Annotated in this window: 12 protein-coding genes; 7 read left to right on the top strand and 5 right to left on the bottom strand. The window is 72.2% G+C overall.

Going from position 1 to position 12880, the window contains the following annotated elements; all coding sequences use genetic code 11:
- Window positions 1-8: 8 nt before the first annotated feature.
- Window positions 9-764, top strand: coding sequence for a DUF4142 domain-containing protein (locus ACFU5O_RS01220; protein ID WP_384234866.1), 756 nt, complete (start codon window positions 9-11; stop codon window positions 762-764).
- Between the two features lie 354 nt (window positions 765-1118).
- Here the strand turns inward: ACFU5O_RS01220 and ACFU5O_RS01215 are convergent, their stop codons facing one another.
- The 4 genes from ACFU5O_RS01215 to ACFU5O_RS01200 form a co-directional block, all read right to left on the bottom strand.
- Entirely contained in the window at window positions 1119-1724 is a 606-nt protein-coding gene (locus tag ACFU5O_RS01215) for a response regulator (RefSeq protein ID WP_384234864.1), read from the bottom strand.
- Window positions 1721-2821 carry a sensor histidine kinase gene (locus tag ACFU5O_RS01210; RefSeq protein ID WP_384236336.1) on the bottom strand — a complete coding sequence of 367 codons (1101 nt, stop codon included), beginning with the start codon at window positions 2819-2821 and terminating at the stop codon, window positions 1721-1723. Before ACFU5O_RS01210 ends, ACFU5O_RS01215 begins: the two co-directional genes overlap by 4 nt.
- A gap of 68 nt (window positions 2822-2889) precedes the next feature.
- Entirely contained in the window at window positions 2890-3609 is a 720-nt protein-coding gene (locus ACFU5O_RS01205) for an ABC transporter permease (protein WP_384234861.1), read from the bottom strand.
- Window positions 3606-4532 carry an ABC transporter ATP-binding protein gene (locus ACFU5O_RS01200; protein ID WP_384234858.1) on the bottom strand — a complete coding sequence of 309 codons (927 nt, stop codon included), beginning with the start codon at window positions 4530-4532 and terminating at the stop codon, window positions 3606-3608. Before ACFU5O_RS01200 ends, ACFU5O_RS01205 begins: the two co-directional genes overlap by 4 nt.
- 275 nt (window positions 4533-4807) lie before the next feature.
- Here ACFU5O_RS01200 and ACFU5O_RS01195 point away from each other — a divergent pair, with 275 nt between their 5' ends.
- The 3 genes from ACFU5O_RS01195 to ACFU5O_RS01185 all read left to right on the top strand — a co-directional run bounded on the left by ACFU5O_RS01195 (window position 4808) and on the right by ACFU5O_RS01185 (window position 7813).
- On the top strand, window positions 4808-5662 hold the full coding sequence (locus tag ACFU5O_RS01195; RefSeq protein WP_384234856.1) for a MaoC/PaaZ C-terminal domain-containing protein: 855 nt from the start codon (window positions 4808-4810) through the stop codon (window positions 5660-5662).
- Window positions 5663-5756: 94 nt separating this feature from the next.
- Window positions 5757-6833 (top strand): Zn-dependent alcohol dehydrogenase, encoded by a 1077-nt coding sequence (locus ACFU5O_RS01190; RefSeq protein WP_384234854.1) that lies wholly within the window; start codon window positions 5757-5759, stop codon window positions 6831-6833.
- Between the two features lie 11 nt (window positions 6834-6844).
- Window positions 6845-7813, top strand: a complete 969-nt coding sequence (locus ACFU5O_RS01185) for a 3-oxoacyl-ACP reductase (protein WP_384234852.1) — start codon at window positions 6845-6847, stop codon at window positions 7811-7813.
- Window positions 7814-8159: 346 nt separating this feature from the next.
- Here the strand turns inward: ACFU5O_RS01185 and ACFU5O_RS01180 are convergent, their stop codons facing one another.
- Window positions 8160-9329, bottom strand: a complete 1170-nt coding sequence (locus tag ACFU5O_RS01180; RefSeq protein WP_384234850.1) for a hypothetical protein — start codon at window positions 9327-9329, stop codon at window positions 8160-8162.
- A gap of 280 nt (window positions 9330-9609) precedes the next feature.
- Between ACFU5O_RS01180 and ACFU5O_RS01175 the strand changes: the two genes are divergently transcribed.
- From ACFU5O_RS01175 to ACFU5O_RS01165, 3 genes are read left to right on the top strand one after another with little or no spacing between them, the layout of a single operon-like run.
- Complete coding sequence (locus ACFU5O_RS01175; protein ID WP_384234848.1) at window positions 9610-10425, top strand: Nif3-like dinuclear metal center hexameric protein; 816 nt, start codon at window positions 9610-9612, stop codon at window positions 10423-10425.
- On the top strand, window positions 10422-11165 hold the full coding sequence (locus ACFU5O_RS01170) for a zinc ribbon domain-containing protein (RefSeq protein ID WP_384236333.1): 744 nt from the start codon (window positions 10422-10424) through the stop codon (window positions 11163-11165). Before ACFU5O_RS01175 ends, ACFU5O_RS01170 begins: the two co-directional genes overlap by 4 nt.
- Complete coding sequence (locus ACFU5O_RS01165) at window positions 11165-12496, top strand: bifunctional RNase H/acid phosphatase (protein ID WP_384234846.1); 1332 nt, start codon at window positions 11165-11167, stop codon at window positions 12494-12496. The genes ACFU5O_RS01170 and ACFU5O_RS01165 overlap by 1 nt, the downstream gene beginning before the upstream one ends.
- Window positions 12497-12880: the final 384 nt, after the last annotated feature.

Below are 12880 nucleotides of genomic sequence, written 5' to 3'. Positions count from 1 at the left end.
GGCATTCCATGCGTCCGAACCGACACGCCGGCGAGGCCGGTTTCCCGCTGCCGACGATCGCGGTCATCGCGGTCGTCTGCGCCATCATCGCGACCGTGGTGGTCCTGACCCGCGGCGGTGACGACGAGGCGGCGGCGACCCAGGCCCCCGCCGGTGTCGCCGCACAGAACGGCTACGGGCATTCCGCGGGCTCGGGCTACGGCCACTCCGGCGCCACCCACTCCGGCGGAACGGCGGGGGCCGAAGCGGCGGACGGGGCGCAGGCCGCACCCGAGGGACCCCAGCCGGTGACCGAGGTCGACAAGACCTTTCTGACCAAGGTGCGCCAGGCGGGTCTGTGGGAGATCCCCGCCGGCCGGCTCGCCCAGTCGAATGCCTCCAGCGAGGCGGTCAAGCGCGCGGGCCTGCATCTGCTCGACGGGCACAGCAAGCTCGACCAGTTGGTTCGTGAGGACGCGAAGATCCTCGGGGTTCCGCTGCCCGACGAGGCGACGGAGGAACAGCAGGGCTGGGTGCGGCAGATGGAGGGCGCCCGGGGGGCGGAGTTCGACCGGATCTTCGCCAACCTGCTGCGCGCCTCGCACGGGAAGATCTTCGCCACGATCGCCGAAGTGCGGGCCGCCACCCAGAACGACCTCATCCGGCGTCACGCCCGCCAGGCCAACCAGACCGTCCTGGACCACATGGAGGTCCTGGAGGACACCGGCCTCGTGGACACTGCGACCTTCGAGGACGTCGAAAAGGCCGTGACCCCGCAGCAGTGACCGGTGCGGTGCGGTCTGCACGGTGGGGGAGGGCCGTCTCCCACCGGCCGTCTCCTCCCGGCCGGTTCGTGACGCGCTGTCCGGTACGCGACTGCCTCGGTTCGTACGCGACCCCTTGGCGCGTACGTGGACGCCCAGCCCGCCGCCCCAGCCCGCCCCTGCCCGCCCCCGACCCCCGGCCGCGGTGCGAGCACGTCCCTGGAGCACATCCTTTGCACTGTGCAATACTTTCGAGTGACGGGGGTTCGGCGGGGGCCGGTCCTTGCCTGGGAGCTGTGTGCTGCTGGCACGGCGCCGCAGTCGTCCAGGGCGCCCCGGCCCTCGGCCGAAACCCCGATCGTCATGGCGGACCGCCTACAGCCAGCCCTGGCGGCGGGCGGCCCGTACCGCCTCAATACGGTTGCGCGTCCCGGTCTTGCCGATCGCCGCCGACAGATAGTTCCGTACCGTCGACTCCGACAGATGCACCTTCACGGCGATGTCCGCGACGGTGGCCCCGTCCACGGCGGCGTTCAGGACGTCCCGCTCACGCGGCGTCAGCGGGCTCGGCCCCGCGCTCAGCGCCGCCGCCGCGAGCGCCGGATCGATGACCGTCTCACCGCGCAGCACCGCCCGGATCGCCTCCGCGAGCTCCTCGACCGGCCCGTCCTTGACCAGGAATCCCGCGGCCCCGGCCTCCATGGCCCGCCGCAGATACCCGGGCCGCCCGAACGTCGTCAGGATCAGCACCCGGCAGCCGGGCACCTCATCGCGCAGGTCCGCCGCCGCGTCCAGCCCCGACTTTCCCGGCAGTTCGATGTCGAGCAGGGCCACGTCGGGCCGGGCCACGAGCGCCGCGTCGACGATCTCGTCCCCGCGCCCCAGCTGGGCGACGACCTCGATGTCCTCCTCCATACCGAGCAGCAGCGCCAGGGCGCCGCGCATCATGCCCTGATCCTCGGCGAGAAGGACTCTGATCATTGTGCTCGCTCCCACTCCGTCGACACCGGGAGCTCCACGGGGAGTTCCGCGGCCACCCGGAATCCGCCGCGCGTCGCCGGGCCCGACTCCAGGGTGCCTCCCGCCGCGGCGACACGCTCGGCAAGACCCCGCAGCCCGCTGCCGGGTGTGCCAGAGCCTACGCCCCGGCCGTTGTCCGTGATCAGCAGTGCGACCCGCTCGGGCGTGCCGCTCACCTCGATCTCGCAGTGCGAAGCCTCCGAGTGCCGTACGGCGTTGGTGACCGACTCCCGCACCACCCAGCTCAGCAGCGCCTCGGTCGCAGGCTCCAGGGGCGGCCCCGACCGGCGTACCACCGGCTCGATGCCCACCGTGGACAGGGCGTCGCGGGCCCGGTCCAGCTCCGTGGCCAGGCTGCCCTCCCGGTAGCCGGTGACCGCCTCGCGTATCTCCGTCAGGGCCTGGCGTCCCACCGCCTCGATGTCGGAGACCTGTGCGAGGGCCGCGTCCAGGTCGCGGGGCGCGAGACGGCGCGCGGCCTCGGACTTCACGACGATCACGGAGAGGGTGTGGCCGAGCAGGTCGTGCAGATCGCGGGAGAAGCGCAACCGCTCCTTCTCCACGGCCGTGCGGGCCAGTTCCTGCCGGGTGGCGCGCAGTTCCCTGACCGTCTCGGACAGCCGCAGGATCGCCGCCGTCACCATGCCGGAGATGAACGTCCCGTAGGCGACGTTGATCGCGCCCCAGCCGTCCCGCAGACCCGCGACCAGCCCCGCCACCGCGCTGAGGGCGAGGATCACCGGTCCGATGCGCGGCCCCCGCAGCACCGCGCCCGTGGCCAGGCCGAGCAGCGGGAAGAACAGCAGCCAGGAGCCGCCGTAGCCGGCGGCGAGAGCGAGGGTGACCGCCCCGAGGGCGAGCAGCAGCAGGCGGGTGGCCCGTGTCTCCCGCGTCGCGCCGAAGGCACGGAAGACGAGCGCCACATAGAGGGAGTTGAAGGCCAGGAGTCCGATGCCGCCGACCCAGGGGTTGGGGGTCTTCCCCTGGAGGACGTTGGAGAAGGCGCCCATGCCCATCAGCAGCCATGGCAGCAGCGCGAAGCCGTTCGGCGGGCCCATCTCCTCCGGTGCGCGGCCCCCCGTCCGGCCGAACCTCCCCAGGATGCTCACGCGCGTCTCCCCTCCGCTCACGCGGTCCTCGCGGACCGACGGTACGAGACCACCGCGTACGAGCCGAACAGCAGGGCCCAGGCGGCGAGGACCACCAGGGTCATGAGGCCCGGCACACTGCCGTCGGTCATGTTCCGGCCCAGCTCGGCGAACCGGTTCGCCGGGGTGTACCCGGACAGGGCGCGCAGCCAGCCGGGGAACAGCTGGACCGGGAACCAGAGGCCGCCGACGACCGCGAGCCCGAGGTTGCAGGCGACGTTGACGACGCCGGTGGTCTGGGCGGACAGCCGGTAGCCGTTGCCGATGCCGAGCAGGGTGAAGGGGAGGGCGCCGGTCCACAGAGCGGCGGCGACCGCGGCCCACTGCCACGCTTCCATGCGTACGCCGTTGACCAGACCGCCGGCCAGGAGCACCGCCGCGACGGACGGCAGGACGATCACCGATCCGGTGAGGGCACGGCCGGTGACCACCTGGCGCGGGCTCAGCGGGGTGATCCGCAACTGCCGCAGCCAGCCGATCGACTTGTCCTCGGCGACCCCGGTTCCCGTGGAGAGCGCCGCGCCGAGCGCACCGTAGGCCGCCATGCCGACCATGGACGCCGTCCTCCACTCGGAATCGGCGGTGCCGAGGTTGGTGAAGAGCAGATACATCAGGACCGGCATCCCGACACCGAAGACCACGAATCCGGTGTCGCGCAGGGTCCGGCGGACTTCCAGCTTCACGTAGTCGACGATCATCGGACGGTCTCCGGTTCATGGGAAGGGACGGCGGAGGTCAGGGAGAGGAAGGCGTCGTCGAGCGAGACGGGGGCGACTTCGAGGCCACGTACGGCTCCGAGCCCGGCGAGCGCCATCACGGTGGCGTCCGAGTCGTCCGTACGCAGACGTGCGCGGTCGCCGCGCACCTCGACCGACACCACACCGGGCAGGAGGTCCAGGCCCTCGGTGGACCCGCCCGCGAGATCGAAGGAGACGAGGTTCCCGCCGGCCGCGCGCTTGAGCTCCTCGCCGCTGCCGTCGGCGACGATCCGGCCCCGGTCGATGACGACGATCCGGTCTGCGTGGGTATCGGCCTCCTCCAGGTAGTGCGTGGAGAACAGCACGGTGTTGCCACGGCGCGCGTAGGCGCGCATGGACGCCCAGAACGCATGGCGTGCCTCGACGTCGAGGGCGGCGGTCGGCTCGTCGAGGACGATCAGCTCGGGGGAGCCGGCGAGCGCGACGGCGAAGCGGACGCGCTGGGCCTGGCCGCCGGAGAGCCTGTCGACGCGGCGGCCGGCGAGCTCGGTGAGCCCGGCGAGTTCGAGCGCCTCTGCGACGGGCAGCGGGTCCGGATACGTACGGGCGACGAAGGCGACGAGCTCGCGGACGGTGACCCGCGGGACCGGGCGGCCCTCCTGGAGCATCGCGCCGACGCGTCCGGAGCGTACGGCGGCGGCCGGGGAGTCGCCGAAGAGTCGTACGGAACCCGTGTCGGGCTCCTCGATGCCGAGGAGCAGGCTGATGGTGGTGGACTTGCCCGCGCCGTTGCGGCCGAGGAGGGCCACGGTCTCGCCGCGCCGTACGGCAAGGCCGATGCCCGCCACCGCCCGTACGGAGCCGAAGGCCTTCGTGGCCCCGGTGAAGTGGACCGCGGGTGCGGCTTCCGGTGTCTTCGTCATGGCCACGACGCTACGGATCGGGCCCCGGGGCCCGGCAGATGCGCTTGTACGGACCGGGCAGTGACATATGTCCTTGTCGGCAGGCCCGACACCGGATCTGACGTGACGTCAGGAGTCTTCACAACCTGTGAGGGGTGCGTTATACATAGGGGCCAACCGGCTAGAACGCGTTCTAGAAAGGGCGCGGGGAGCGGCCGGTCCCGCACGGCCTCGGTGCGGCCGACGGTGCGGACGGCCGTACCGAGGTCTTCCACTCCTCAAGGAGCAGCATCCCCATGCCCATCGATGCCGCCAAGGCGATCGCCGCCGAGCCGCGCAGTACCGAGATCAGCTGGGACCACAAGGACATCCAGCTCTACCACCTGGGTCTCGGCGCGGGCGTCCCGGCGACCGACCCCGACGAACTGCGCTACACCCTGGAATCCCGGCTGCAGGTCCTGCCCAGCTTCGCCACCGTCGCGGGGGCGGGCATGGGTGTGGTCGGCGGCCTCTCCGCCCCCGGCATCGACATCGACCTCGCCGCCGTACTGCACGGCGGACAGACGATCACCCTCCACCGCCCGATCCCGGTCAAGGGCAGGGCGACCAGCACCTCACGCGTCGCCGCCGTGTACGACAAGGGCAAGGCCGCGATCCTCGTACTGCGCTCGGAGGCGGCCGACGAGGACGGGCCGCTGTGGACGAGCGACGCCCAGATCTTCGTACGGGGAGAAGGCGGCTTCGGTGGCGAACGCGGGCCCTCGGTGCGTGTGGAGCAGCCCGACCGGGCCCCCGACAAGGTCGTCGAACGTCGGGTCCGCGAGGACCAGGCGCTTCTCTACCGGCTCTCCGGCGACTGGAACCCGCTGCACGCCGACCCGGAGTTCGCCAAGCTGGCGGGCTTCGACAAGCCGATCCTGCACGGCCTGTGCTCGTACGGGATGACGCTCAAGGCGGTCGTGGACACGCTCCTCGGCGGGGATGTCACCCGTGTCCGCTCGTACAGCACACGCTTCGCCGGGGTGGTGTTCCCGGGGGAGACCCTGCGCATCCGGATGTGGCGGCAGGACAGCGGGATCCAGCTGACGGTGACGGCCGTGGAGCGGGACGACGCGCCGGTGCTCGCCGACACCGTCGTCGCGATCTCCTGACCTGATCGCCCGGCCGCAGGCCCTGAATCTCCCGACCTCACCTCCCTCCTCATCTCTCGAGCACATTTCCTGACCTCCTGAAGGGAGCCGCACCATGCGCGCAGCCGTACTGCACGAGATCGGCCAGGACAAACTCGAAGTCCTCGACGATGTCGAGGCGGTGGGATTCGGCCCCGGAAAGGTGAGGATCCGGGTCAGGGCGACCGGGTTGTGCCACTCGGACGTCTCCGCGATGAGCGGGGTGCTGCCGCAGCCCGCGCCCTTCGTCCCCGGCCACGAGGGTGCGGGCGAGATCGTCGACGTCGGAGACGGGGTCGGCGGTCTTCAGCAGGGCGACCGGGTGCTGATGTGCTGGCTGCCCGCGTGCGGTGCCTGTCCGGCGTGCAGGCGCGGCCAGTCGCAGCTGTGCCTGGCCGGTTTCCTGAACGCCGGCACACCCAACTTCAGGCGCCCCGGCGGTGACGTCTTCGGCTTCGCCGGGACGGGCACCTTCGCGGAAGAGGTCGTGGTCGGCGCCGGCTGCGCGGTGCCGATACCGGACGATGTGCCGTACGAGATCGCGGCCCTCATCGGCTGCGGCGTGACGACGGGACTCGGCGCCGCCATCAACACCGCGAAGGTGACGGCCGGTTCGTCGGTCGCCGTCATCGGCTGCGGCGGCGTCGGCATCTCCACGATCCAGGGCGCGCGGGTGCAGGGCGCGGCCCGGATCGTCGCCGTCGACCCGGTCGCCTCGCGGCGTGAGGCGGCACTGCGCTTCGGCGCGACCGACGCCGTCCCGCCCGACGAACTCGCCGACGCCAAACAGCGCATCACGGGCGGCGAGGGCTTCGACTACGTCTTCGAGGTCGTCGGCAGGTCGGCGACGGCCCGGACGGCGTACGACACGACGCGGCGCGGCGGCACGCTGTGCATCGTCGGTGCGGGCGCTATGGACGACTTCCTGCAGCTCAACATGTTCGAGCTGTTCTTCGACGAGAAGCGGATCCTGCCGTCGATGTACGGGGGCGGGGACGTGCTCCGCTCGTACGAACGGGCGATCGCGCTCTGGCGGGCGGGCCGGATCGACCTGGAGTCGCTGATCACGCACCGGGTGCAGCTTGCCGAGATCAACGAGGCGCTGACCCAGATGCGTACGGGCGAGGCGCTGCGCACCTGTATCGAGATCTGAGAGGACGGTTCATGTCACTCCCCCTGGAGGGTCTGTCCGCCGTCGTCACGGGTGCGGGCCGCGGGCTCGGGCGTGCCGAGGCGCTGGAACTGGCACGGCTCGGTGCGAGCGTCGTCGTCAACGACTACGGGCAGCCGGGACGCGACGGCTCCGGCGAGGCGTCGGCCGCGCCCGCGGAGGCGGTCGCCGACGAGATCCGTGCGGCGGGCGGCCGTGCGGTGGCGCATCTGGGCGACGTCTCGGACTTCGCGGCGGCCCGCGATCTCGTCGGCCTGGCGATCGACACCTACGGCAGACTGGACATCCTGGTCAACAACGCGGGGATCCTCCGGGACCGGATGGTGTTCTCCATGAGCGAGGACGAGTGGGACTCGGTGGTCCGGGTCCATCTCAAGGGCCACTTCAACACGACCCACTTCGCGGCGGTCCACTGGCGGGAGCGCTCCAAGGCGGCCGGCGGTCCGGTGTACGGGCGGATCGTCAACACCTCGTCGGAGGCGTTCCTCGCGGGATCGGCGGGACAACCCAACTACGCGGCCGCGAAAGGCGGCATCGTCGGACTCACGACGTCGACGGCGCTCGCACTGGGGAAGTACGGCGTCACCGCGAACGCGATCTGCCCGCGGGCCCGGACCCGTATGACCGAGGACGTCTTCGCGGCCCGCCCCCCGGACGAGACCTTCGGGGCAGGCGGTGGGCCGGGCCACGGTCAACTCGACCCGCTCGCCCCGGAACATGTCTCCCCGCTCGTCGGCTACCTGGCCTCCCCGGCCGCCGAACGGATCAACGGTCAGCTCCTGGTCGTCCACGGAGGGATGGTCGCGGTGGTCGAACGCCCGCGGGTGGCGGCGAAGTTCGACTCGGCGAAGGAGACGTTCTCGTACGAGGAACTGGACGGCGTGCTCTCGCCGTACTACGCCTCCCGCCCCCCGAACGAGACCTTCGGGGCGGCGGAGGTGCTGGGCCTGAAGCGGGAGTAGCCGCCCCCGCGGGCACCCCCGCACGGCCGGAAGGGGCCGCCGCGACCTGAACGCGGCGGCCCCTTCCGTCATGCCTACGACGCGTTGCCACCCGAGGGGCGGCGGTGGCGGCCGTGTGCCGGAGTCGACGAGTCCTCCCTCGCCGCCGCACCGCCTCGGTGCTTTCCGGCGCCGCCGGCTGCGGCCTGGTTCGCGGCCGCTCCCTGCGGACGCGCCTGGGTCGTGTCGGTTCGGGCTTCAGACATGTGGGAAGTTCACCCCGTTGTGATCGCTGATTTCATCTCACGGGGGACCCGTCACCGTCGGCGTACGTACAGTGCAGCTGTGGAGCCCCCCGGCCGGAAGTCTAACCAGGTGTCACACGCCCGATGAGGGGCGCCTGCTGCAACGGGACGGGTCTTCGTACGACAGGGCTCCCGCCGCCCCGGAACAGCTCCCCACCTGCGGATTCCGCTTGTGCCGATTCGGTGACCGGACCAGGGGGAAGCGGCAAATCGGGTACCTCCACCCGGGCCACTCCGCAGGGCACCGACCCTGTTGTGTACGGCAGTTGCAGCTGCCCCTCCCGGTTCCACAGCCCTGCTCCTGCCAGCCAGCCGGCCGGGCCCGCGAGTTGCAGCAGCCGACGCCCGGACGGTCGCCACACCCCCACCCAGCTGCCGGCCGCCGCGTCGATGCGCAGTGCCACCGCGCAGCTCTCGGGCATCAGCATCCGCCCGGGCTGGATCGCGAACGGCGTCACCGCGGCGTCGGCGAGCCGCAGGCACTCCGGGAACCGCGCCGGCTGCAGGCTCCCCAGCACACCCCACCCCAGCCGGTCGTGCCCCGCCGCGTCCGAGCGGATGAGCAGCAGCCCGCTCTCGTGGTCCGCGAGCACCAGCCGGTCGTTGCTCTCCTCCGTGATCTGCAGCAGCGGGGTGACCTCACCGCCCCGCTCCAGATCGACCGCCACCGCCTTCGTGATCCCGTCCTTCTCACGGTCCAGGGCGAGCATCCGGCCCGTAGGGTCCAGCCAGACCCCGCCCGAGCAGCGGCCCGGCACCTCCGCGACCCGCTCGGGCCCGGACGCCCCGCCCGTCACCAGCCACACCGCCGTCGAACGCTCCCCCGGCACCAGCGCGTAGCCGCCCCTGCCGTTCGGAGCCGGCGGGAGCAGGGTCGCCGCCGTGGACTCGACCGTGCCGAGGGGCAGTTCGCCCGTCCCCTTCCCCGCGGGATAGAGCAGCGAGAACGCCTGCCGGTCCGCCACCCGCCGCCGGATGAGCACCCGTCCGTCGGTCATCGGCGCCACCTCGGCGTCCGGCTCCTCCGGCTGGCCGAGCGGGAGCGGCACGGCGTACGGCTCGTGGCCGTCCAGCGTCCACCGCTCCGCGAAACGCGCGTCTCCCGTACCTGCGAGACGCGCCGCGTAACAGCCGTCCGCGCTGATCGTGAACCCGGAATCCGCGGACCGTACGGCCATGTCGTCCCCGGCCGTGTCGCCGGCCTCCGTCGCTTCGATGGCACACGCTGTCATCGGCTGGTCACCTCCGGCCATCGAAGCTAGTTTTCGCACTTCAAGCCGAACAACGCATGCCGGTCCACTTCACACATAAGGGTGGCCGTTTTGGGATTCTCCTGAGCGTGAGGGATCAATTGTGCTGGGTGGGGGCACCGTTACCGCCGGGCACACCTGTCCACCGACGTGTACGGGCAGGCGCGCGGCGGCCGTGAAAGGAAGCCCACCTGGTCAGGCGAGCCGCCCTGCGCGGACGGCACAGGGCGGCCGGGCACGGATGGCGGGTAGCCTTTCCCCCGTGCCCCGTCTGTCTGAAGTCATCGCCGCGCTCGACGCCCTCTGGCCCCCCGAGCGGGCCGAGGAGTGGGACGCCGTCGGCACGGTCTGCGGAGACCCCGGCGCCGACGTCACCCGCGTCCTCTTCGCCGTCGACCCCGTCCAGGAGATCGCCGCCGAGGCGATCGGCCTCGGCGCGGACCTGATCGTCACCCACCATCCGCTCTATCTGCGCGGTACGACGACGGTCGCCGCCTCGCACTTCAAGGGCCGGGTCGTGCACACCCTCATCAAGCACGACATCGCCCTGCACGTCGCGCACACCAACGCCGACACCGCGGACCCCGGTGTCTCCGACGCCCTCGCCGGCGCGCTCGACCTGCGGGTCACCGGTCCCCTCGTGCCCGAGAACGGCCTCGGCCGGATCTGCGAACTCGACCACCCGGTCACACTGCGGGAGTTCGCCGCCCGCGCCGCCCGACGGCTGCCCGCCACCGCGCAGGGCATCCGGGTCGCCGGCGACCTCGACGCGACCGTACGCCGCGTCGCCGTGAGCGGCGGCTCCGGCGACAGCCTCTTCGACGTCGTACGGGCCTCGGGCGTCGACGCCTACCTGACCGCCGACCTGCGCCACCACCCGGCGTCGGAGGCGATCCAGCAGTCACCTCTCGGGCTGGTCGACGCCGCCCACTGGGCCACCGAATGGCCCTGGTGCGAGCAGGCCGCCGCACAGCTCGACGAGATTTCCGACCGCCACGGCTGGGGCCTTCGGGTCCATGTCTCGAAGACGGTCACCGACCCCTGGTCCTCCCACCACACATCTGGAGCCCCCAACTGAACGCCGCGCCCGCCGACCAGATCCGACTCCTCGACGTCCAGGCACTCGACGTACGCCTGTCGCAGCTCGCGCACAGGCGCAGGTCGCTGCCCGAGCACGCCGAGATCGAGTCGCTGAACAAGGACCTCACGCAGCTGCGCGACCTGCTCGTCGCCGCGCAGACGGAGGAGAGCGACTGCGCCCGCGAGCAGACCAAGGCCGAGCAGGACGTCGACCAGGTGCGCCAGCGCTCCACGCGGGACCAGCAGCGCCTGGACTCGGGCGCGATCACGTCCCCGAAGGACCTGGAGAACCTCCAGAAGGAGATCGTGTCGCTCGCCAAGCGCCAGGGCGATCTCGAGGACGTCGTCCTCGAGGTCATGGAGCGCCGCGAGTCCGCGCAGGAACGTGTCTCCGAGCTGACCGGCCGGGTCTCCTCCGTGCAGGCCAAGGTCGACGACGCCACGGCCCGCAAGGAGGCGGCGTTCGAGGAGCTCGACCGCGAGACCGCCTCCGTCTCCAAGGAGCGCGAGGTCATCGCCGGTTCCGTACCCGCGGACCTGCTGAAGCTGTACGAGAAGCTGCGCGAGCAGCAGGGCGGCGTCGGCGCGGCGCGCCTGTACCAGCGCCGCTGCGAGGGCTGCCACATCGAGCTCAACATCACCGAGCTGAACGACGTCCGGGCCGCCGCCGCCGACACCGTCGTACGGTGCGAGAACTGCCGGCGCATCCTCGTCCGCACCTCCGAGTCCGGTCTCTGATGCGCGAGCTGATCGTCGAGGCCGACGGCGGCTCCCGGGGCAATCCGGGCCCGGCCGGGTACGGCGCGGTCGTGCTCGACCCGGCGACGGGGGAGGCGCTCATGGAGCGCGCCGAGTACATCGGGATCGCGACGAACAACGTCGCCGAGTACCGCGGTCTGATCGCGGGCCTCAAAGCGGCGAAGGAACTCGATCCGGAAGCCTCTGTCCTCGTCCGCATGGACTCCAAGCTGGCCGTCGAGCAGATGTCGGGCCGCTGGAAGATCAAGCACCCCGACATGAAGCCTCTCGCGGCGGAAGCGGCGCGGATCTTCCCGCTGGGCCGGGTCCGCTACCAGTGGATCCCGCGCGAGAAGAACAAGATCGCGGACCGGCTCGCCAACGAGGCGATGGACGCGGGCAAGCGGGGCAAGCAGTGGGAGCCGTCGGCGTCCCGGGCAACCCTCGACGCTCCGGCCGCCACCGTGTCCGGCGCCTCGGACAGCCGCGCGGCGCGGGTCGTGGGCGACGCGGCCGCGGGCGCGGCGAAGGCCCGCGCGGCGCTGTCCGGCGTGAGCGTGAGCGCGGGCGCGGGCGCGGACGCGGCGCGGCGCGGTGCGGGTGTGGTGCCGGGCTCGGTCGTGGCCACCGTCCCGGCGCCGGGACGCGTGGAGCCCGCGGACGCGGCTGCGGAAGCTCCGGCCGTCGGCTGGGGGCCCGCGGACCTGGGCCCGCCGACGACGTTCGTCATGCTGCGGCACGGCGAGACGCCGCTGACACCCGAGAAGCGGTTCTCGGGCAGCGGAGGCACCGACCCGGAGCTCTCAGAGGCGGGTCTGCGCCAGGCGGAGGCGGGTGCGGCGGCGCTCGCCGAGCGCGGCAGGATCCAGGACATCGTGTCGTCCCCGATGCGGCGGTGCCGGCAGACGGCCGAGGCCGTGGCCCGGCGCCTCGGGCTGGACGTCCGGGTCGACGACGGCCTGCGCGAGGCGCATTTCGGCGCGTGGGAGGGCCTGACGTTCGCGGAGGTCCGTGAACGGTACCCGGACGATCTCGAAGCATGGCTCGCTTCCCCGAAGGTGGCGCCGACGGGCGGCGGCGAGAGCTTCGCGACGGTGGCCCGGCGCGTCGCGGCGACGCGGGACCGGCTGACGGAGGAGCACCGCGGCCGTACGGTCCTCCTGGTCACCCATGTGACCCCGATCAAGACCCTGGTCCGCCTGGCCCTGCAAGCCCCGCCGGAGGCGCTGTTCCGCATGGAACTCGACGCGGCGTCGTTCTCGGCGGTCTCCTACTACGCGGACGGCAACGCGTCCCTGCGCCTCCTGAACGACACGTCGCACCTCCGGTGACGAGGGGTTGTCGTGGTCGGGCCTGTGCGGGTCCGCTGCGCGGTGCGGGTGTGGGTGTGGTTGTCGTGGTGGGCGGTGCCGTGACGGTTGGCCGGTGTGTCCGTCCTCAAGCGCCGGACAGGCTGGGTTCACCGGACTGGCCGGTGCCGTGACTGCGGCCGGGGTGTCCGTCCTCAATCGCCGGACGGGCTGTGGGTGGTGGGGCGGGGCCCCTCCGGGCTCGACTCCTCGGGGACGGCGGCGTACCGCCCACCTCAGGGGCGTCCGGTAGTTCCGCCGTCCCCTGCGGGGTCGACCCTGCACGGCCCCGCCCCGGCCGCGTTGCCGACTGCTCCCCGGTGGATGGGGCACAGACACGCGACCACGGCGATCGGCCCCCACCCC

This window comes from Streptomyces sp. NPDC057445 (assembly GCF_042802855.1).
GTDB lineage: Bacteria > Actinomycetota > Actinomycetes > Streptomycetales > Streptomycetaceae > Streptomyces.
The sequence above is the reverse complement of the archived record's forward strand: the minus strand, read 5'-3'. Positions and strand labels throughout refer to the sequence as shown.

What these genes read in the sequence shown, in the direction of transcription:
- ACFU5O_RS01165 (WP_384234846.1), top strand. Translation starts at nt 11,165, where the DNA reads ATGCGCGAGCTGATCGTCGAGGCCGACGGCGGCTCCCGGGGCAATCCG.
- ACFU5O_RS01215 (WP_384234864.1), bottom strand. Translation starts at nt 1,724, where the DNA reads ATGATCAGAGTCCTTCTCGCCGAGGATCAGGGCATGATGCGCGGCGCC.
- ACFU5O_RS01200 (WP_384234858.1), bottom strand. Translation starts at nt 4,532, where the DNA reads ATGACGAAGACACCGGAAGCCGCACCCGCGGTCCACTTCACCGGGGCC.
- ACFU5O_RS01195 (WP_384234856.1), top strand. Translation starts at nt 4,808, where the DNA reads ATGCCCATCGATGCCGCCAAGGCGATCGCCGCCGAGCCGCGCAGTACC.
- ACFU5O_RS01210 (WP_384236336.1), bottom strand. Translation starts at nt 2,821, where the DNA reads ATGGGCCCGCCGAACGGCTTCGCGCTGCTGCCATGGCTGCTGATGGGC.
- ACFU5O_RS01190 (WP_384234854.1), top strand. Translation starts at nt 5,757, where the DNA reads ATGCGCGCAGCCGTACTGCACGAGATCGGCCAGGACAAACTCGAAGTC.
- ACFU5O_RS01180 (WP_384234850.1), bottom strand. Translation starts at nt 9,329, where the DNA reads ATGACAGCGTGTGCCATCGAAGCGACGGAGGCCGGCGACACGGCCGGG.
- ACFU5O_RS01205 (WP_384234861.1), bottom strand. Translation starts at nt 3,609, where the DNA reads ATGATCGTCGACTACGTGAAGCTGGAAGTCCGCCGGACCCTGCGCGAC.
- ACFU5O_RS01220 (WP_384234866.1), top strand. Translation starts at nt 9, where the DNA reads ATGCGTCCGAACCGACACGCCGGCGAGGCCGGTTTCCCGCTGCCGACG.
- ACFU5O_RS01185 (WP_384234852.1), top strand. Translation starts at nt 6,845, where the DNA reads ATGTCACTCCCCCTGGAGGGTCTGTCCGCCGTCGTCACGGGTGCGGGC.